Source organism: Pseudomonas eutrophicaquae (genome assembly GCF_023544715.1).
GTDB lineage: Bacteria > Pseudomonadota > Gammaproteobacteria > Pseudomonadales > Pseudomonadaceae > Geopseudomonas.
Window position 1 is genome coordinate 20799 of record NZ_JAMJEZ010000006.1, and the last position, 18664, is coordinate 39462.

Consider the following 18664-nt stretch of genomic DNA (forward strand, 5'->3'; position numbering starts at 1 on the left):
GATCGTGCCCCGCTGGCAACGCTGCAGCAGGCGCTGGAGGCTTACCTGGCCTACACCGATCGCCTCGATGAGCAGCTGGTCAGCGCCTATGACCAGCAATACAACCGCTCCATGCTGCTGGGCGCGGTGCTGCTCGGCATTGCGCTGGTGATCCTGCTGGTGATGCGCAGTGCGCTGACGCTGGTGCTGATCCGCCCGCTGCAGACGGCGGTGGGCAACCTGCAGCAGCTGGCCAAGGCCGATCTGGCGCAGCCGATCAGCAGTGCCCTGCAGAACGAGGTGGGCCAGCTGTTCCAGGCCATGCGCGAGATGCAGGACAACCTTGGGCGCATCGTCGGGACCGTGCGTGAAAGCAGCTACCTGATCCTCGATGGCGCAGAGGGCATTGCCCATGGCAACGCCGATCTGTCCTCGCGTACCGACCAGCAGGCCGCCTCCCTGCAGGAAACCGCAGCGAGCATGGAGCAGCTGACCTCCACGGTGCGCCAGAACGCCGACAACGCTCGCCAGGCCAGTGCGCTGGCCAACGACGCCTCGACCACCGCCGATCATGGCCGTGACGTGGTGCGTCAGGTGGTGGAAACCATGGTCGGCATCACCGACAGTTCCCAGCGTATTGCCAGCATCATCAACGTGATCGACTCGATCGCCTTCCAGACCAACATCCTTGCCCTCAACGCCTCGGTCGAGGCGGCGCGCGCCGGTGAGCAGGGCCGCGGCTTTGCGGTGGTGGCCGGCGAGGTGCGCAACCTTGCCAGCCGCAGTGCCGATGCCGCCCGTGAGATCAAGGCGCTGATTGAGGACTCCGGGCGCCGGGTCGAGGACGGCTCGCAGTTGGTCGAGCAGGCCGGACGCACCATGGCCGATGTGGTCAGTGCGGTACGCCGGGTGACGGACATCATCGACGAGATTTCCGCCGCCTCCCAGGAGCAGAGCGACGGCATTGCCCAGGTCAACGTGGCCGTGGCGCAGATGGATCGGGTCACCCAGCAGAATGCCGGGCTGGTGCAGGAGGCAACAGTGGCGTCGTCGACGCTGGCCGAGCAGGCCCAGCGCCTCGAGCAGGCGGTGGCTGCCTTCCGCATTGCCGGTGAGCAGCGCCATACTGGGAGTGACAAGCGCAGCCGCGTCCAGCCGGCCCGTGCGCCGGGCGGCAGCGCCCCGGCACGCCGCGAGCCCGCCCAGCCGGCCGCGCAGGCCAGCGATGACTGGCAGGAATTTTGAGCCGGTGCAGGCACCGCCGGTCCTGCACCCATTTACATGCCGTATGCCGTGAGATAACGAGGAAACAAGATGACCGACAAGAACATGAGCATCCTGGTGGTGGACGACTTCCCGACCATGCGCCGGATCGTGCGCGGCCTGCTCAAGGAGCTGGGCTTCAATAACGTCGAGGAGGCCGAGGACGGTCAGGATGCGCTCAACAAGCTGCGCAGCGGCAAGTTCGAGTTCGTGGTGTCGGACTGGAACATGCCCAATCTCGATGGTCTGGACATGCTCAAGGCGATTCGTGCCGACGCCGCCTTGCAGCATCTGCCGGTGCTGATGGTCACTGCCGAGGCCAAGAAGGAAAACATCATTGCTGCCGCCCAGGCCGGTGCCAACGGCTATGTGGTCAAGCCCTTCACCGCAGCGACCCTCGAAGAGAAGCTGAACAAGATCTTCGAGAAACTGGGCAAATAAGAGCCGATTGAGGAGGCAGACGCATGAGCGACAAGATGCCAAACGAGGATAACGACTGGGGCCCGGCTTCCCCGGACGAGCTGATCCAGCGTATCGGTCATGTAACCCGCATGCTGCGCGAAAGCATGCGCGAGCTCGGTCTGGACCGCGAGATCGAGAAGGCCGCCCAGGCCATTCCCGACGCCCGCGATCGCCTGACCTATGTGGCCGCGATGACCGAGCAGGCCGCCGAGCGGGCGCTCAATGCCGTCGATCGTGCCCAGCCGATCCAGGATGAGCTGGCCAAGGGCGCTGAGGAGCTTGATCGCCGCTGGCAGGAATGGTTCAGCAAGCCGCTGGATCTGGAAGATGCCCGCGCGCTGGTCCAGGAAACCCGTGCCTACCTGCACGAGGTGCCGCGCCGCACCCAGGCTACCCAGAGCGAGCTTTTGGAAATCCTCATGGCGCAGGACTTCCAGGATCTCACCGGGCAGGTCATCAAGAAGATGAACGAGGTGATCCGCGAGATCGAGCACCAGCTGGTGCAGGTGCTGATCGACAGCGTGCCGGAAGGCGCCGAACAGGCCGCCCTCAAGCGCCTGGCCGAGGCGGAGTGGGAAGAAGAGAAGCCCGCCAGCCTGCTCAACGGGCCGCAGATCAAGCCGACTGAGGGGGATGCGGTGGCCAACCAGGATCAGGTCGATGACCTCCTGGAACAGCTGGGATTCTGATCAACCCACTCGCCGGAACGTGCGACAATCGCCGCCTGCGCAGGCGGCGTCCTGACCGGGAGTCGGTCGCCGCCCAGGGTGGGTGCCCCGGCGTCCCTGCCCCGCAGCGTGACCCTCACCGACCTTGCAGAGCGCCATGGCCGACGACAGCAGCGATCAGGACAAGACAGAACCCGCAACGCCCCGACGCATCGAGAAAGCGCGTGAAGAAGGCCAGGTTCCCCGCTCGCGGGAGCTGACCACCTTCCTGATGCTGCTGGCGGGTGTGGCGGGGCTCTGGGGCATGGGTGGGCTGCTCTACAGTCAGCTGGGCACGGTGATGGAGCAGGCCATGCTGTTCCAGCGCCAGCAGGCCTTCGATGCCGCCAGCATGCTGGCGCATTTCTGGATTCTCGGCGAGCGCACGCTGTTTGCGCTGCTGCCGCTGTTTCTGCTGATGACCGTGGCGGCGCTGGTGGCCCCTTCGCTGCTGGGCGGGCTGCTGATTTCGACCAAATCCCTGCAGCCGCAGCTGTCCAAGCTCAACCCGATCAAGGGACTGGCGCGGATTTTCTCCAGTCAAGCCCTGGCCGAGCTGGGCAAGGCGATTGCCAAGAGCCTCTTGGTCGGCTCGGTTGCGGTGTTCTTTCTCAAGGCGCACGTCGGCGAGCTGATGAGCCTCTCGCAGATGCCGGTGCAGCAGGCGCTGGCGTCCGCGCTGCGTTTGGCGGCCATGGCCTGCGGGCTGATGGTGCTGACCCTGATCGTGGTGGTGGCCATTGATGTGCCCTACCAGCTGTGGAGCCATGCCAAGAAGCTGCGCATGAGCAAGGAAGAGATCCGCAAGGAGTACAAGGAGTCCGAGGGCGATCCGCACATCAAGGGCCGGATCCGCGCCCAGCAGCAGGCGATGGCCCGCTCGCGGATGATGAGCAAGGTGCCCAGCGCCGATGTGATCGTCACCAACCCGACCCGCTACGCGGTGGCGCTGGCCTACCGCGAAGGGCAGATGGAAGCGCCGCAGGTGATCGCCAAGGGCGTCGATCTGGTCGCGGCGCGGATCCGCGAGCTGGGCGAGGAGCACCAGATTCCGTTGCTGGAAGCGCCGCCGCTGGCGCGTGCGCTCTATTACCATGTCGACCTTGACCGGGAAATCCCGGCTGAACTTTACACGGCCGTCGCCGAAGTGCTGGCCTGGGCCTACCGCCTGCGGCGTGTCGAAGCCGAAGGCGGCGAGCAGCCCCCCGCGCCCCGTGATCTGCCCGTGCCCGATGGCATGGATCAGCGTTCGCAGCGTGGTCCGTTATCTGAGGATGCGCAGGATCGATGAAAGCGTTGAACACTCTGCTGGGCCGCCAGCGCTGGCTGGCCGATGCCAACATGCGCGTGCTGGCCGGGCCCATTCTCATCATCCTGATTCTGGCGATGATGGTTTTACCCCTGCCGCCGTTCCTGCTCGATTTGCTGTTCACCTTCAATATCGCCCTGGCGATCATGGTGCTGCTGGTCAGCATGTTCACCCAGAAACCGCTGGATTTTGCCGCCTTCCCGGCGGTGCTGCTGTTCACCACCTTGCTGCGGCTGTCGCTGAACGTCGCCTCGACCCGGGTGGTGCTGCTGGAGGGCCACCAGGGCGGTGATGCGGCGGGCAAGGTGATCGAGGCCTTTGGCCAGTTTCTGGTCGGCGGCAACTTTGCGGTCGGTCTGGCGGTGTTCCTGATTCTGGTGATCATCAACTTCATGGTGATCACCAAGGGTGCCGGGCGGATTGCCGAGGTCGGTGCGCGCTTCACCCTCGATGCGATGCCCGGCAAGCAGATGGCCATCGATGCCGACCTTAACGCCGGCCTGATCGGTGAAGAGGACGCCCGCGCCCGGCGCAAGGAGATCTCCCAGGAAGCCGACTTCTACGGCTCGATGGACGGTGCCAGCAAGTTCGTGCGCGGCGATGCGGTGGCCGGCCTGGTGATCATGGCGGTGAACATTATCGGCGGCCTGCTGATCGGCATGCTGCAGCACGACATGGGCTTTGGCCAGGCGGCGCAGAGCTATGTGCTGCTGACCATCGGTGATGGTCTGGTGGCGCAAATTCCCGCGCTGATGATTTCGGTCGCCGCCGGTGTGGTGGTGTCGCGGGTCAACACCGAAGAAGACGTGGGCCAGCAGATGCTCGGCCAGCTGTTCAACAGCCCGCGGGTGATGTTCCTCGCCGCCGGCCTGATCGGTCTGCTGGGGCTGATTCCCGGCATGCCCAACGTGGTATTCCTGCTGTTCACCGTGCTGCTGGGCGCGCTGGGCTGGCACCTGATGAAGCGCGGCGAGCAGCAGCAGATCGAGCGGGTCGAGCGGGCGCCGCCGCCGGCCGCCATGGAAGCGCCCGAGGCCAGCTGGGACGATGTGCAGCTGGTCGACACCCTCGGCATGGAGGTTGGCCACCGGCTGATCCCGCTGGTGGACAGTCGCCAGCAAGGCGAGCTGCTGGCCCGGATCAAGAGTGTGCGCAAGAAGTTCGCCCAGGAGGTGGGCTTTCTGCCGCCGGTGGTGCATATCCGCGACAACCTGGAGCTGCCGCCCAATACCTACGTGCTGACCCTCAAGGGGGTGGAAATCGGCCGGGGCGAGCTGTATCCGGGCAAGTGGCTGGCCATCGATCCCGGTCAGGTCAGCGGCCGTCTGGAAGGGCTGCCGACTCAGGATCCGGCCTTCGGCCTGCCGGCGGTGTGGATCGAGACCGCACTGCGCGAGCACGCCCAGGTCTATGGCTACACGGTGGTCGATCCCAGCACGGTGGCGGCGACCCACTTCAACCATCTGCTGCGCCGCAATGCCAGCGATCTGCTCGGCCGCGGCGAGGTGCAGGCGCTGCTCGACAAGCTGGACAAGCAGCAGGTCGAGGAGCTGGTGCCCAAGGTGCTGGCGCTCAGCAGCCTGCAGCGTATCCTGCAGTCGCTGCTGGATGAGGATGTGTCGATCCGTGACATGCGCACCATCCTCGACACCCTGGCCGAGCTGGCCCCGCAGCAGAGCGATCTGCAGGAGCTGGTGGCGATGGTGCGGGTGGCGCTGGGCCGGGCGATTACCCAGCAATGGTTTGCCGGCCTGCCGGAGCTGCATGTGATTGGCCTTGAGGTCGGGCTGGAGCAGGTACTGACCCAGGCGGTGGGCGGCAGCGGCGCGCTGGAGCCGGGGCTGGCCAGCACCCTGATGCAGCAGGCGGAAACCGCGCTGGCGCGTCAGGAGTCCAACGGCGAGCCACCGGTTCTGGTGGTACCGCATAAGCTGCGTCCGCTATTGTCTCGCTTCCTGCGCCGACGCATGCCGCAACTGGTGGTCATGTCACTGGCCGAAATTCCCGATGACCGCATACTGCGCGTCACGAGCCTGATCGGAGCTTCTAACTGATGAGCGTCAGACGCTTTTTCGGTGCCAACAGCCGCGATGTCATGCGCCAGGTGCGAGCTGCCCTGGGCGATGATGCGCTGATCCTGTCCAACCGCAGCACCCCTGAGGGGGTGGAAATCCTCGCCATGGCCGACGATGCCCATCGTCAGCTGGCCGGTGATCCACCGCCGGCCTCCCCGCCACCACCCGCGGCGGCGCCGGCCCCCTCGGGTGGACTGCCACCGCGCTTTGGTGCGCGCCCAGGCTTTGAACCGGCGCCGACAGGCCCGGCGCGGCCGTTCGGTGCACCGGCCTCGGCTGAGCCGCCACGCTTTGGCGCAGCCAGTACCGGGGAGGGGGCGTCGGCTTTTGCCGACAGCCGCCAGCCGCCTGCGGAGCGGCCGTTCGCGGCCGAGTCGGCACCGGGTGAGGGCGGTTTTGTGCCGGGTGGCGTCAGCGCCTATCAGCGCGCTGCCAGCATGGCCGCATATGCCGCGCAGACTCCGCCACTGCCGGTCGGCATGCCGCCCAGTGCGGCCCCTGCACCGGCGGCGCCGATGTCTGCCCCACCGGCACCCCCGGCGCCGGAAGCGCCGGCTCGCCCGGATACCAGTGCTGCGCCGCCACCGCCGAGCGCCGCCTTTGCCGCCGAAGCCCTGGCCAGCCCCCATGCGCCGGTCGATTTTGCCGCGCTGAGCGAGCGGCTGTTCAGTGAACTGCAGAGCATGCGCGAGCTGCTCAATCGCCAGGCCAGCAGTGCCGCGACCCGGACCGACTGTGGCGGGCAGCTGTATCAGCGTTTGCTGAGTGCCGGCTTCGGGCCGCTGTTGGCCTCCGAAGTGCTGGCCGCACTGCCCGGCGAGCTGGCCGATGCCCCCGCCGATGCCCCGCCTGTGCTGGCTTGGCTGGAGCGTCAGCTGGCCGCCCGGCTGCCGGTCCTGGATGACGAGGCGGCGCTGCTGGATGCCGGCGGGGTGATCGCCCTGGTCGGGCCGACCGGGGTCGGCAAGACCACCACCACCGCCAAGCTGGCGGCGCGTTATGTGATGCGCCACGGCGGCAGTCAGGTGGCGCTGGTCACCACCGACAGCTTCCGGATCGGTGCCCATGAGCAGCTGCGCATCTATGCGCGCCTGTTGGGCGTCGAGGTCTATGCGCTGGCCGCCGATGCACCGCTCGATGAGCTGCTGCGCCAGCTGGCCAGCAAGCGGCTGGTGATCATCGACACCGTGGGCATGAGTCAGCGCGACCAGCGCCTGCTCACCCAGATCGGCCAGCTGGGTGCCGCGGGGCGGCCGATCCGCCTGATGCTGCTGCTCAACGCCGCCAGCCACGGCGATACCCTTGAAGAAGTGGTCGATATCTACCAGCGCGCGGCGCTGGCGGCGGGCAGCGTGCTCAGCGACTGCATCGTCAGTAAATGCGATGAGGCAGCGCGGCTCGGCTCGGTGCTGGACATCCTGATCCGCCACGGCCTGCGCCTGAACTACGTGGCCACCGGCCAGCAGGTGCCGGAAGATTTGCAGCTGGCCGAAGCCCTGCCGCTGATGCGTCAGGCGCTGGCGGTCAGTCAGGCTTCGCCCTTCGTGCAGCCGGATCGTGCCCCGGCCAATGCCGCCCAGCGTCTAGAGGCGCTCTCGCGCGGGCTGCTGGGCCAGGGCCGCGCCCTGGCGACCACGCTGGATACCCTGCGCCGCGAAATCGACGGCTTTGCCCTGCTCGAATCGGCCTGGAGTCTTGGCTCCTTGCCGCGCAGCCTGCAGGGCGAGCGACTGGCGCAGATGCTCGCCGCCCTGGATGCAGGCAGCCCGCCGACGGCAAGCACGCTGCTCTGGGGCCGCAGTACCGCGGTCAGTGGGGCCGGCTGGCAGATGCCGCTGCTCGGGCTGGATACACAGGGCGATCTGCAGGTACGCCCCTGGCTGATGCACCAGCTGCCGGCGGGACAAGAGCGGCGCCTGCAGTGGGCGCTGCAGCAGCTGGGGACGCGGCGTCATCTGCTCAGCGCCCCGCCCGATGCGCCGGCACTGGCCGAACTGCAGGTTCAGCGTAGTGCCTGGATGGCCCCTGCACGCGCCAGCAGCCGGGTCGAATATCAGGGCATGCGCCACACCCTGGCGCAGCTGCAGGCGCTGGCCAGCGCCCAGCACAACAGTGACCTGCGCCACCGGGGCCGGACGTTGCGTCTGCAGCTGGCGCGCCTGCCGGTGCAGATCCGTCCGGCGGGCAGTCGTCAGGGCGCCGCCGCGCTGACCCTGCAGGCCTGGTTCGGGCGTCTGCATGATGAGGGCGAAGCCCGTCCGGCGGCCATGCGCTACTGGCTGGCCTGGAGCTCGGACGAGAGTGCGGCCGGGTTGGCCGGTCAGGTCGAGGATCTGCGCCGCCAGCTGGCGCTGGATGACCTGCCCTCGCTGACCCTGCGCGCCTGGCAGGCCCTGGCCGATGCCAATCACCCGCTGCAGCAGGAGCTGCGGCTGTTCCTGGCGGCGGGCCTCGCAGCCACCGCCAGCCGCCTTGAGCAGGCCGAGGGCGACTGGGCGATGGATGTGCGCGCCCAGCTGCTCAACCTCAGCGGCAGCCGCAAGCCGCGCTCGGCGGCCCAGCAGCTGGAAGCGCTGCTGCATCTGTTGACCGCCCGCGATGCCCTGCAGCGCATGGGCTCCCAGGGAGGGATTGTCTGATGTTCGAAGCACACGACAGCGCAGCGCCGGCCAGCAATGGCCTGGGCGCCAGCGATCAGGCGGCGGGCCTGCGCCGCTGGGCCGAGCAGCAGGGGCTGCAGCGCAGCCATGAACCCGCCGAGGCGGGGCGTGCCGCGTCGAGCGGCTTGCGCCATACCCTGATGGTCATCGGCCTGCCGGACCCGGATGATGCGCAGTGCGCGCGGGCCTGGCGCACGCTGCAGCGCTGGCACGTCAACGGCCATCGCTGGATCGGTCATCCGGATGACTGGCAGATCACCGCAGTGGATACCAGCGATGCACAGCTGGCGCAGCAGATTGCCAGCCAGTCGCGCTGGGCGTTGTGGGTCGACAGCGATCTGGACAGCTTCCGGCGGGCTTACCTCAACCTGCGTCGCCTGCGCGATGCCGGCGGTCCGCGCCGGCTGCTGGTGCTGCACCCGGGAATCAGCTCCTGTCGCGGCTTGCTGGGTAATCTGCAGCAGGCGGCGGCGAGTTTTCTCGGCGTCGACCTGCTGCTGCTCTCCGAGCAGCCGCCGGGGGGGCGATGAAGGCAGCCGGTGCACTCTGGCAGGGCGTGCTGGGCAGCGTCCTGCTGCTGCTCGCCAGCGCACTGCCGGCTGAGCTGCGCAGTCACCGCGTCCCGGTCAGTGCCGAAGGGCCGCTATTGACCGAGCCGGTGCGCGGTAGCTGGCAGGGGCAGATCGCCCGCCTGAGCGTGGCCGTGCAGGGCCGCGACACCCAGAGTGAGCGCCTGCAGCCGCCAGCCGAGGCGCAGGGCCGGCGACTGGCACATATCCGCTGGCAGTTTCGCCTGAGCGGAGTGCACTACCTGCCGGCCTGGCTGTGCCATCCGCAGCAATGCGTACCGCTGCCGGCCTCCCGGGGGGTGACGCAGGCACTGGCGGGGCTGGATGCGGGGGCGCCGCTGCAGCTGCGCTTTCGTCGCCTGCCCGGCATGCCTGTGGTCGAATTGCACGACCTGCAGCTGCTGGTTCACTACCGCTGAGCCATATCGGCCTGCTATAACTCCACCGGCAAGCCGGTCGATTGAGGCGCCAGGGGCGCAGGCCAGACACCTGGCGTAGATTCACAGCGCTGTTTCAGCGACCGGCTGGGCAGGTCCATGAGGTACGGGGTAAGGGATGTATACGGCGCAGGGCAAACTCAAGCAGCAGTACATGATCGAGCAGCACCTGCCGCTGGTCAGGCGCCAGGCGCTCAATCTGCGTGCCCGGCTGCCGGCCAGTGTCGAGCTGGATGACCTGATCCAGGCCGGCACCATCGGTCTGATCGATGCCGTGCGCCGTTTTGATCCGGAGCAGGGTGTGACCCTGGTCACCTTTGCCACCCAGCGTATTCGCGGGGCGATGCTCGATGAGCTGCGCAGCCGCGACTGGGTGCCGCGCAGTGTCCGGCGTAATGTGCGCACCCTGGACACCGCTCTGCGCCAGCTGGAACAGCGCCTCGGGCGTCACCCGGAGGAGCGCGAGATCGCCGCTGAGCTGGACCTGCCACTCGAGGAGTACCGCCAGCTGCTGCTGGATGCTAATGGCAGCCACTTGCTGGCGCTCGATGAAATGGCCAGTGACGAGGTGGATGCCCGCAGCACCGCCACCCACAGTCCTTCACCCTTTGCCGAGCTGGTCGATGGCCGTGATCGCCAGCGGCTGGTTCAGGCCATCGACAATCTGCCAGAGCGGGAAAAGCTGCTGATGGCGCTCTACTACCAGGAAGATCTCAACCTCAAGGAAATCGGTGCCGTGCTCGGTGTCAGTGAGTCACGGGTGTGTCAGCTGCACAGTCAGGCGGTCGCCCGCCTGCGTAACTGGCTTGCCGAATGACGTTTGCCCAACAGGGCATTCGGTGCTTGCAGCCTACATCTGAGAAGAGAATCCCATGTCGGAACATCCCCAAGAGTTATTGAGCTGCCAGGAGCACCCGCAGCGCTGCCAGACATTGCTGGAGGATCTGAGCCTGCAGCATGACCTGCAGCTGCTCAACATCCACCAGCCGGAGCAGCCCCTGCCGGTGCTGCTGTCCGGCGTGCAGGCGGGGCAGGCGCTGGTGCTGGATCTGACCGCCACCCCCGGCATTGCCGACATGCTGGAAAACCTGCCCGAGTCCTTCCAGCTGGCCGGGCGCAGTGGTCCGGCGCTGGTACGCACCTCGGTGCTGCGCGTGCGCGGGCGCATGCCGCCAGATGGCCGTATCCAGCTGCGCTGCGACTGGCCTGAGAGCCTTGAGGTGCTGCACCGGCGCCATGATTTCCGTGCCGAACTGAACCGGCGCATGGAGGTGCAGGTCAGCCTGCAGCTTGCCGAGAGCGATAAGCCCCTGAAAGGGCGCCTGTGCGACCTATCTCTAGGCGGCTGCCGGATTCAGATCGCCGCCACCGGCGGGGCCAACGAGCTGTTGGCCGAGCAGGTGCTGGAGCGGATCGAGCTGACCTTCCCGTCCGGTGAGCGGGCCGTGCTGCAGGGCAGCATCCGCCATGCCCAGATCAGCCATGACCTGCAGAGCGTGTACTTTGGCTGTGCCTTTGCGGAGCTGGCCAATGATCAGGAGCGGCGGCTGTGGTTCTATGTGCGCGAGATCGAGCGTGAAGCCAGCCGGATTGCCGCCGGCGGTGATCCGCAACTGGCGCCTTCGGGGCTGTTCCAGCGCCCCGAGCGTAGCCGCGCCACGGAGCTGTCCCGCCAGCATGGTCTGGACTATGTGACGCCCATGGCGCGCCGTCTGGCCCGGGTGGCGGTCTATCTGAATGCCCAGTTGCTGCGCCTGCAGCAGGGCGGCGAGATCGACCCGGTGCAGCTGTCCCGCCAGAGCGAATTTCTGCTGGGGCTGCTGGAGGATGATCGCGAGGCGCTGCTGTTTGCCAGTCACTGTCTGGTCGATGACCTGCCGCTGGTGCAGCACTGCATCGCCGTGGCTGTGCGCCTCTGCGACCTGCTCAAGGTGCGGCGCATGCCGGCCGAGCAGCTCAAGGCCGTGGCCGCCTGTGCGCTGGTCCATGACCTGGGCAAGGCCTTGCTGCCGCCGGCGCTGCTGCGCTGCACCCGGATGGACGAGGCGCAGCGCGCCGAGTTCGCCAGCCACGTGGCCCTGCTGCGGGCACGGATGAGCAACTGCACCTGGCTGCCGCGTCCGGTCATTCAGGGGGTGATCTATGGCATCAACGAGCGACTCGATGGCAGTGGTTATCCGCGCGGTCTCAAGGCCGAAGAGCTCAGTGAGCTGGCGCGAGCGGCGGCGGTGGTGGATGTCATCGATGCCATGAGCCGGGCGCGCCCGGATCGCGCGGCGCGTACCGTGACCGGCATCTATCGCCATCTGGTCGAGCAGCGCGAGGCACTGGACCGGCAGTGGTGCGGGCAATATGTGCGGCACTTCGGGGTGATCCCCATCGGCGCGCTGGTGCGCTTTGAGGCCGGTCAGCTGGGCTGGGTGCAGGCGCTGGATGCCCAGCAGCGGGTGGCTCGGGTGCTACTCAGCGAGCGTCCGAGTCTGGTGGGCGCGACCGAGGCGCAGGTGGTCAGTGCGGAAGCGCTCAGCCGGCTGGGGCGGATCGAGGGGATCATCGTGCCGGCGGAGATGTTGCCCTGAATGCATCACGGCCCGCAAAGCGGGCCGTGGGAGCAAAACGGTTCAGGCTGCGCTGAAAGACCGCGCAGCCAGACTCAAGCCTGCTGATCGAGCAAAAAACCCGCGCCGGTTTCTGCGAGGCGCTCGGCCAGACGCAGGACTTCATCGCTGGGGATCTGGCGGATCAGGTCACCACTCTCGCGGTCGATCACGCGGGTGACCAGACGCTGGCCCGGATCGCTGAGCTGAAACTCCACGCCGAAGCTGCTCAGGGTTTCATTGATACGCTGCACCGGCTTGACCAGCTCATCACGGGTGATCAGGGCTGCCTGATTGCTGGCGCTCTGGGCATCGGCAGTGCCAGGCGCTGGCAGTTTCTGGCTCAGGGCTTCCTCCAGGCGCTGTCGTGGAGTGATGTTGGCAGTGGCCGGGTTGGGATTGACGCTGCCGGCATCCAGCAAGGGTGAACTCATCGGGGTACCTCCCTTTCTCGTAACGAGAACTTACTGTTTTTATAGATCATTGACAGGCATATCGGGCAGTGGAAGCGGATCTTTAGCGCCGAACGGTCATGATCTTGCATACAGTGTGGATTTTCTGACGCAGATCGCTGTCGCCGCGATACCGCCGCAACGCCTGCGCGTGCGGCCCCTCGGGCGCGCTGCCGCGCTGTGCTACCCTGCGCGGCAGTTTGGCGGGGCCTGCCCGCGCGCATTCGAGGTCATCCATGCATATCCATATTCTCGGCATCTGCGGCACCTTCATGGGCTCGCTGGCGGTGCTGGCCAAGGAACTCGGTCATCGGGTCACCGGCTCCGATGCCAATGTCTATCCGCCGATGAGCACGCAGCTGGCGGCGCTGGGGATCGAGCTGCTGGAGGGCTATGACCCCGCGCATCTGGAGCCGGCGCCGGATCTGGTGGTAATCGGCAATGCCCTGTCGCGCGGCAATCCGGCGGTCGAGCAGGTGCTGGAGCGTGGGCTGCCGTATGTCAGCGGGCCGCAGTGGCTGGCGGATCATGTGCTGCAGGGCCGCTGGGTGCTGGCGGTGGCCGGTACCCACGGCAAGACCACCACCAGCAGCATGCTGGCCTGGGTGCTGGAAGAGGCCGGGATGAGTCCGGGCTTTCTGATCGGCGGGGTGCCGCAGAACTTCGGCATCTCGGCGCGCCTCGGTGACATGCCGTTCTTCGTGGTCGAGGCCGACGAGTACGACAGCGCGTTCTTCGACAAGCGCAGCAAATTCGTCCACTACCGCCCGCGCACGGTGATTCTCAATAACCTTGAGTTTGATCACGCGGACATTTTCCCGGATCTGGCAGCCATCGAGCGGCAGTTCCACCATCTGCTGCGCACCGTGCCCGGTGGTGGTCTGATTGTCCGCCCGGCCGAGGACGAGGCGCTGGCGCGGGTGCTGGCAATGGGGCACTGGACGCCGGTGCAGACCACCGGCCGTCATGGCCAGTGGCAGGCGCGCCTGCTCGCCGAGGATGGCTCGCACTTTGCTGTGCTGCTGGAGGGCGTCGAGCAGGGTGTCGTCGAGTGGCCGCTGACCGGCCAGCACAACGTGGCTAATGCGCTGGCGGCGCTGGCGGCGGCGCGGCACGTTGGTGTGACGCCGGCCCAGGGCTGTGCGGCGCTATCGCGGTTTCGCAGCGTCAAGCGGCGCATGGAGCAGCTGGCCGAAATCGGCGGCGTGACCGTCTATGACGATTTCGCCCACCATCCGACCGCCATCGCCACCACCCTTGAGGGCCTGCGCAAGCGGGTGGGGGATGCGCCGATCCTAGCGGTGATCGAGCCGCGCTCCAATTCGATGAAGCTCGGCGCGCACCGCGACGGGCTGGCCGCCTCGGTGGCGGCCGCCGATCAGGTCTACTGGTACGCCCCGCCGGGGCTCGGCTGGGATCTGGCCGCCAGCGTGGCCCACGCCCAGGTGCCGAGCGCGGTGCTCGATTCGCTGGAGGGGATCGTCACTGCGGTCTGCGCCGCGGCGCAGCCGGGCAGTCATGTGGTGATCATGAGTAACGGCGGCTTTGGCGGGCTGCACGGTCAGCTGCAGAGCGCGCTGGCGGCCCGCGCCGCTTGCGGGGTGCAGGGGGGATGAGCATGTACAAGGGACCCGAGCGCATCACCCTGGCGATGACCGGCGCCTCCGGCGCGCAATACGGCCTGCGGCTGCTCGACTGCCTGGTGCAGGAGGAGCGCGAGGTGCATTTCCTGATTTCCAAGGCCGCCCAGCTGGTGATGGCCACCGAAACCGACGTGGCGCTGCCGGCCAAGCCGCAGGCCATGCAGGCTTTTCTTACCGAGTACACCGGTGCGGCGGCCGGGCAGATCCGGGTGTTTGGCAGCAATGACTGGATGGCGCCCCCGGCCTCGGGCTCCAGTGCGCCGGCGGCAATGGTGGTGGTACCCTGCTCGACCGGCTCGCTGTCGGCGATTGCCACCGGCGCCAGCAACAACCTGATCGAGCGGGCGGCCGACGTGGCGCTCAAAGAGCGCCGCCAGCTGATCCTGGTGCCCCGCGAGGCGCCCTATTCGAGCATCCATCTGGAGCACATGCTCAAGCTCTCCAACATGGGCGCAGTGATCCTGCCGGCGTCTCCCGGCTTCTACCATCAGCCACAGAGCATCGATGATCTGATCGACTTCATCGTCGCCCGGATCCTCAATCTGCTGGGGATTCCCCAGGACATGCTGGCCCGCTGGGGCGAGCATCACCGGGTCAGCAGCGAGTGAGACGCCTGCTGGTGCTGCTGGTACTGCTGGGGCTGGCGCTGTCGCTGGGCGGCTGCGCCAGCGTGCGGGTGCTGGATGCGGCCCAGCCCGAGGCGCCGCTGATCTACGCTGGCACCCGGCTGGACTGGTACGCCCTGCAAGGCGGCTGCTGCGCCCGTGAGCGCTTCGGGGCCGAGGCGCCGGCGCATCCGGGGCTGGACCTGCCAGCCAGCCTGCTGCTGGATACGCTGCTGCTGCCCTTGGCCGTGGCGCAGGAGCTGGGCATCTCGCTGCTGATCCAGGGCGGGCGTTAGCGGCGCGTCTCCTCGACGGCGCGTCCGCAGCTGGCGCAGGCGTAGCTGCAGAACAACTGGCTGAGCATCTGGGCAAGGTTCATGGCGTGTACTCCGCAAATCCGTTCACGCCGATTGTCGGTGAGCCGCCGCTGGCTGGCTGCTGGATTGCCTCTATCGGAGCGATAGGGCGCGCTGCGCCAGGCAGTGCTCGATCAGGCGGCGCAGCTGGGTCAGCTCCACCGGCTTGGTCAGGTGCTCGTCCATGCCGGCGCGCTGCGCCTGCTCGCGGTGGCTGGCGAGGATATGGGCGCTGAGGGCCACGATCGGTGTGTGCGGCAGGCCGCGGGCCTGCTCCTCGGCGCGCCAGCGCTGGGTGGCGGCGAAGCCATCGAGCACCGGCATCTCGCAGTCCATCAGCACCAGATCGTAGCGCTGGCGCTGCAGCGCCCGCAGCGCTTCCTCGCCGTTTTCCACGGTATCCGGGGTGACATTGAGCTTGGCCAGCATGCCGCAGATCACCTTGGTGGAGATGCTGTTGTCCTCGGCGACCAGCACCCGCAGCGTTTCCAGTGGCGCTGGCGGCGTGGTCCCCGCCCGCGGCAGGGCCGGCTGGAAGGGCTGACTGCCCAGCACGTCGATCAGCGTGGCGCGCAGCGCGTAGCCGGCCACAGGCTTGGCCAGCAGACGAGCAATGCCGGTATTGCGCAGGGTGACCGGCCCCGGCGGCTGCGCCTGGCTGCCGAGCATGATCAGCGGCAGCGCCTGGTTGATGAGCGGGTCCGACTGGATGCGCACCGCCAGCTGCAGGCCATCCATGCCCGGCATCGCCTCGTCGAGCAGCACCACATCGAAGTAGTCCTGCAGGTTGGCCTTGGTGCGCAGCAGCGCCAGCGCTTCGACGCCGCTGGCCGCCGCCGTGGCCTGCATGCCCCAGCTGCTGCATTGCTGCAGCAGGATCGTGCGCGAGGTTGGATTGTCATCCACCACCAGCACCCGCACATCTCGCAGTGGCTGGTGCAGATCCGGCCGCCACGCCTCACGCTGGGCGGCGCGCAGTGGCAGGTCGATCCGGTAGGTCGAGCCTTGGGCATCGCTGTCGATGCTGAAGGTGCCGCCCATCTGCACGGCCAGCTGCCGGCAGATCAGCAGGCCCAGCGGACCTTCATGGCGGCGCCCGCTCAGGTAGTTGTGCCGGCCCAGCGGGGTGTTCAGCACGGCCTGACGGGTGGTGTGATCCAGCGGCGTGCCGCTGTCGCGCACGCTCAGGCAGAGGCGCTGGCCGGTGTCATCGGTGCTGGCGCTGAGCAGGATTTCCCCCTCGCGGGTCTGGCGAAAGGCCTGTTCGAGCAGGTTGAGCAGGCTGTGGCGCAGGCGACCCGGATCACCGCTGAGGTGGTGGGGCAGGCGTGGGTCGATCGAGCCGATCAGCTCCAGACGCTGGCGGGCGGCCTTGGCACGGAAGATGTTCAGGCACTCATCGATCAGCGCCTGCAGGTCGAACTGCACATCATCCGGGGCTTCGGCGCCGCTGCTCAGGGCATTGAGATCCAGCAGTTCATTGAGGCGCACCAGCAGCTCGTTGCCCGCGCTGTGAATGGTCTGCACGTAATCGCGCTGGCGCTCGGAGAGGGGGGTGTCGAGCAGCAGTTCGGTCATGCCCAGCACGCCGTTGAGGGGCGTGCGCATGTCGTGGCTGAGCTCCTCGAGCAGGGTGGTCTTGCCGGCCAGTGCGGCGCGGTTGGTGTCCTCGGCGCGGCTGGCGTCCAGGTGCTCGGAGTGGCGGCGGCGCTGCAAGTGGCTGAGGTAAGCACCCAGGCCAAGCAGGCTGGCGAGCAGGCTCAGCAGCAGGACGCTACTGGCCAGATTAGCCGGCAGCCACAGGCTGGTCGCGGCACTCAGCAGGCCCAGCAGGGCGAGGATCAGGTTGCGATAGTCGCGCGCGGGGCGGCGCAGAAACCGTAGCAGGTGCTGGCCACCCAGCAAGAGCAGGGCGCCGGGCAGCATGCCGTAGAGCAGCAGTGGCAGGGGCACAGCGGCAGCCATCACCGGCTCGCTGGCCAGCAGCGGGGCGGGCAGGCTCGCGGTCAGGCCGATCAGCGGGGTCAGGCAGGTCTGCAGCCAGCGCACGGACAGTCCCTCTCGGGGCGGGTGACAGATGGCTGGGCAGGGTACGGGCAGAACTCCCCGTGGTGCAACAGGCAGGATGCCGTCCCCGGCCACCTGCACGGGCGACCGGGGAGGGGCGATCAGGCTTCGCCGCGCTCGCGGGCAATGGCGCGATAGCCGATGTCCTTGCGGTAGAAGCAGCCGTTCCAGTCGATCTGCGCCGCCAGGGCGTAGGCCTTCTGCTGGGCTTCGGTGACGCTGGCACCGATTGCGGTGGCGCACAGCACGCGCCCGCCGCTGGTGACCACCCGGTTGGCGGTATCCAGGCTAGTGCCGGCGTGGAACACCTTGCCTTGCAGCGCCGCGGCTGCGTCGAGGCCGGCGATCACGTGGCCCTTGTCGTAGTCGCCCGGGTAGCCGCCAGCGGCCAGTACCACGCCGACGGTCGGACGCGGATCCCACTGCGCTTCGATCTTGTCCAGCGCCTTGGCCAGCGCGCCTTCGATCAGCAGCACCAGCGAGGACTCCAGGCGCAGCATCACCGGCTGGGTTTCTGGATCGCCGAAGCGGCAGTTGAACTCGATGACCTTGGGCGCACCGCTCTTGTCGATCATCAGGCCGGCATACAGGAAGCCGGTGTAGACGTTGCCCTCGGCCGCCATGCCGCGCACGGTCGGGTAGATGATTTCGTCCATCACTCGCTGGTGCACCTCGGCGGTGACCACCGGGGCCGGCGAGTAGGCACCCATGCCGCCGGTGTTCGGGCCGGTGTCGCCGTCGCCGACGCGCTTGTGGTCCTGGCTGGTGGCCATCGGCAGCACGTGCTCGCCGTCGACCATGACGATGAAGCTGGCTTCCTCGCCATCGAGGAAGTCCTCGATCACTACCCGCGAGCCGGCCTCACCGAAGGCATTGCCGGAGAGCATGTCCTTGATCGCTACTTCGGCCTCGGAGAAGGTGGTGGCGACAATCACGCCCTTGCCCGCGGCCAGGCCATCGGCCTTGACCACGATCGGCACGCCGCGCGCGCGCAGGTATTCCAGCGCCGGCTGCACTTCGGTGAAGTTCTGGTAGGCGGCGGTGGGGATGTTGTGGCGGGCGAGAAAATCCTTGGTGAAGGCCTTGGAGCCTTCCAGCTGCGCGGCGCCGGCGGTCGGGCCGAAGATGTCCAGGCCGCGCGCGCGGAACAGATCGACCACCCCGGCGACCAGCGGCGCCTCGGGGCCGACGATGGTCAGCTGCACGTTGGCGGCGGCGAAGTCGGCCAGACGCTCCAGCTCCAGCACGCCGATCTCGACGTTTTCGCACTTGTCTTCCAGCGCGGTACCGGCGTTGCCCGGGGCGACGAAGACTTTCTCGACGCGCGGGTCCTGGGCGACTTTCCAGGCCAGGGCGTGCTCGCGGCCGCCGTTGCCGATGATCAGTACATTCATTGCATGCTCCTTGGAGAGGCGGGCTGCGGACCCGCGCGGTGGATGGCCTCAGCCCGCCACCCTACGAAAAAAGATGCCCTGCGGCGAGC

Annotated in this window: 16 protein-coding genes and 1 pseudogene; 13 read left to right on the forward strand and 4 right to left on the reverse strand. The window is 67.6% G+C overall.

The window, feature by feature from the left end:
- Positions 1 to 45: 45 nt before the first annotated feature.
- From MXC11_RS04070 to MXC11_RS04115, 10 genes and pseudogenes are all read left to right on the forward strand, one after another.
- Positions 46 to 1224: pseudogene (locus MXC11_RS04070) on the forward strand (methyl-accepting chemotaxis protein); the annotation flags it as partial.
- Between the two features lie 69 nt (positions 1225 to 1293).
- The gene (gene cheY, locus MXC11_RS04075; RefSeq protein ID WP_250005723.1) at positions 1294 to 1683 is read left to right on the forward strand and encodes a chemotaxis response regulator CheY; all 390 of its coding nucleotides are present in this window, start codon (positions 1294 to 1296) and stop codon (positions 1681 to 1683) included.
- 23 nt (positions 1684 to 1706) lie between these two features.
- The gene (gene cheZ / locus MXC11_RS04080; RefSeq protein WP_250005725.1) at positions 1707 to 2393 is read left to right on the forward strand and encodes a protein phosphatase CheZ; all 687 of its coding nucleotides are present in this window, start codon (positions 1707 to 1709) and stop codon (positions 2391 to 2393) included.
- 136 nt (positions 2394 to 2529) lie between these two features.
- Positions 2530 to 3702, forward strand: a complete 1173-nt coding sequence (gene flhB / locus MXC11_RS04085; RefSeq protein WP_250005727.1) for a flagellar biosynthesis protein FlhB — start codon at positions 2530 to 2532, stop codon at positions 3700 to 3702.
- Positions 3699 to 5774, forward strand: a complete 2076-nt coding sequence (gene flhA, locus MXC11_RS04090) for a flagellar biosynthesis protein FlhA (RefSeq protein WP_250005728.1) — start codon at positions 3699 to 3701, stop codon at positions 5772 to 5774. Before flhB ends, flhA begins: the two co-directional genes overlap by 4 nt.
- Entirely contained in the window at positions 5774 to 8434 is a 2661-nt protein-coding gene (gene flhF, locus MXC11_RS04095; RefSeq protein WP_250005729.1) for a flagellar biosynthesis protein FlhF, read from the forward strand. The genes flhA and flhF overlap by 1 nt, the downstream gene beginning before the upstream one ends.
- On the forward strand, positions 8434 to 8985 hold the full coding sequence (locus MXC11_RS04100; protein ID WP_250005730.1) for a hypothetical protein: 552 nt from the start codon (positions 8434 to 8436) through the stop codon (positions 8983 to 8985). The genes flhF and MXC11_RS04100 overlap by 1 nt, the downstream gene beginning before the upstream one ends.
- Positions 8982 to 9443, forward strand: coding sequence for a flagellar protein FlhE (locus MXC11_RS04105; RefSeq protein ID WP_250005732.1), 462 nt, complete (start codon positions 8982 to 8984; stop codon positions 9441 to 9443). The genes MXC11_RS04100 and MXC11_RS04105 overlap by 4 nt, the downstream gene beginning before the upstream one ends.
- A 136-nt stretch (positions 9444 to 9579) precedes the next feature.
- Positions 9580 to 10278: an RNA polymerase sigma factor FliA gene (locus MXC11_RS04110; RefSeq protein ID WP_250005734.1), complete on the forward strand. Its 699-nt coding sequence runs from the start codon at positions 9580 to 9582 to the stop codon at positions 10276 to 10278.
- Between the two features lie 55 nt (positions 10279 to 10333).
- Positions 10334 to 12040 (forward strand): HD domain-containing phosphohydrolase, encoded by a 1707-nt coding sequence (locus MXC11_RS04115; RefSeq protein WP_250005743.1) that lies wholly within the window; start codon positions 10334 to 10336, stop codon positions 12038 to 12040.
- Positions 12041 to 12114: 74 nt separating this feature from the next.
- Here MXC11_RS04115 and MXC11_RS04120 read toward each other — a convergent pair whose 3' ends face one another.
- Positions 12115 to 12492, reverse strand: coding sequence for a flagellar protein FlaG (locus MXC11_RS04120; protein ID WP_250005745.1), 378 nt, complete (start codon positions 12490 to 12492; stop codon positions 12115 to 12117).
- A gap of 82 nt (positions 12493 to 12574) precedes the next feature.
- The gene (locus MXC11_RS04125) at positions 12575 to 12748 is read right to left on the reverse strand and encodes a hypothetical protein (RefSeq protein WP_250005747.1); all 174 of its coding nucleotides are present in this window, start codon (positions 12746 to 12748) and stop codon (positions 12575 to 12577) included.
- On the opposite strand from MXC11_RS04125, the gene mpl reads away from it, so the two are divergent.
- The 3 genes from mpl to MXC11_RS04140 are packed head-to-tail and all read left to right on the forward strand — an operon-like array spanning position 12747 to position 15054.
- Positions 12747 to 14126 carry a UDP-N-acetylmuramate:L-alanyl-gamma-D-glutamyl-meso-diaminopimelate ligase gene (mpl, locus tag MXC11_RS04130; protein ID WP_250005749.1) on the forward strand — a complete coding sequence of 460 codons (1380 nt, stop codon included), beginning with the start codon at positions 12747 to 12749 and terminating at the stop codon, positions 14124 to 14126. The genes MXC11_RS04125 and mpl overlap by 2 nt on opposite strands.
- A 2-nt stretch (positions 14127 to 14128) precedes the next feature.
- On the forward strand, positions 14129 to 14761 hold the full coding sequence (ubiX, locus tag MXC11_RS04135; RefSeq protein ID WP_250005751.1) for a flavin prenyltransferase UbiX: 633 nt from the start codon (positions 14129 to 14131) through the stop codon (positions 14759 to 14761).
- Positions 14758 to 15054 carry a YceK/YidQ family lipoprotein gene (locus MXC11_RS04140; RefSeq protein ID WP_250005753.1) on the forward strand — a complete coding sequence of 99 codons (297 nt, stop codon included), beginning with the start codon at positions 14758 to 14760 and terminating at the stop codon, positions 15052 to 15054. Before ubiX ends, MXC11_RS04140 begins: the two co-directional genes overlap by 4 nt.
- A 153-nt stretch (positions 15055 to 15207) precedes the next feature.
- Here the strand turns inward: MXC11_RS04140 and MXC11_RS04145 are convergent, their stop codons facing one another.
- Together MXC11_RS04145 and purD are read right to left on the reverse strand one after the other, a co-directional pair.
- Positions 15208 to 17163 carry a response regulator gene (locus MXC11_RS04145; protein WP_250005755.1) on the reverse strand — a complete coding sequence of 652 codons (1956 nt, stop codon included), beginning with the start codon at positions 17161 to 17163 and terminating at the stop codon, positions 15208 to 15210.
- A gap of 119 nt (positions 17164 to 17282) precedes the next feature.
- Complete coding sequence (gene purD / locus MXC11_RS04150; protein ID WP_250005757.1) at positions 17283 to 18575, reverse strand: phosphoribosylamine--glycine ligase; 1293 nt, start codon at positions 18573 to 18575, stop codon at positions 17283 to 17285.
- Between the last annotated feature and the right edge of the window lie 89 nt (positions 18576 to 18664).

What these genes read in the sequence shown, in the direction of transcription:
- cheZ (WP_250005725.1), top strand. Translation starts at nt 1,707, where the DNA reads ATGAGCGACAAGATGCCAAACGAGGATAACGACTGGGGCCCGGCTTCC.
- flhB (WP_250005727.1), top strand. Translation starts at nt 2,530, where the DNA reads ATGGCCGACGACAGCAGCGATCAGGACAAGACAGAACCCGCAACGCCC.
- flhF (WP_250005729.1), top strand. Translation starts at nt 5,774, where the DNA reads ATGAGCGTCAGACGCTTTTTCGGTGCCAACAGCCGCGATGTCATGCGC.
- ubiX (WP_250005751.1), top strand. Translation starts at nt 14,129, where the DNA reads ATGTACAAGGGACCCGAGCGCATCACCCTGGCGATGACCGGCGCCTCC.
- MXC11_RS04110 (WP_250005734.1), top strand. Translation starts at nt 9,580, where the DNA reads ATGTATACGGCGCAGGGCAAACTCAAGCAGCAGTACATGATCGAGCAG.
- MXC11_RS04120 (WP_250005745.1), bottom strand. Translation starts at nt 12,492, where the DNA reads ATGAGTTCACCCTTGCTGGATGCCGGCAGCGTCAATCCCAACCCGGCC.
- purD (WP_250005757.1), bottom strand. Translation starts at nt 18,575, where the DNA reads ATGAATGTACTGATCATCGGCAACGGCGGCCGCGAGCACGCCCTGGCC.
- MXC11_RS04105 (WP_250005732.1), top strand. Translation starts at nt 8,982, where the DNA reads ATGAAGGCAGCCGGTGCACTCTGGCAGGGCGTGCTGGGCAGCGTCCTG.
- MXC11_RS04100 (WP_250005730.1), top strand. Translation starts at nt 8,434, where the DNA reads ATGTTCGAAGCACACGACAGCGCAGCGCCGGCCAGCAATGGCCTGGGC.
- cheY (WP_250005723.1), top strand. Translation starts at nt 1,294, where the DNA reads ATGACCGACAAGAACATGAGCATCCTGGTGGTGGACGACTTCCCGACC.
- mpl (WP_250005749.1), top strand. Translation starts at nt 12,747, where the DNA reads ATGCATATCCATATTCTCGGCATCTGCGGCACCTTCATGGGCTCGCTG.
- MXC11_RS04125 (WP_250005747.1), bottom strand. Translation starts at nt 12,748, where the DNA reads ATGGATGACCTCGAATGCGCGCGGGCAGGCCCCGCCAAACTGCCGCGC.
- MXC11_RS04115 (WP_250005743.1), top strand. Translation starts at nt 10,334, where the DNA reads ATGTCGGAACATCCCCAAGAGTTATTGAGCTGCCAGGAGCACCCGCAG.
- flhA (WP_250005728.1), top strand. Translation starts at nt 3,699, where the DNA reads ATGAAAGCGTTGAACACTCTGCTGGGCCGCCAGCGCTGGCTGGCCGAT.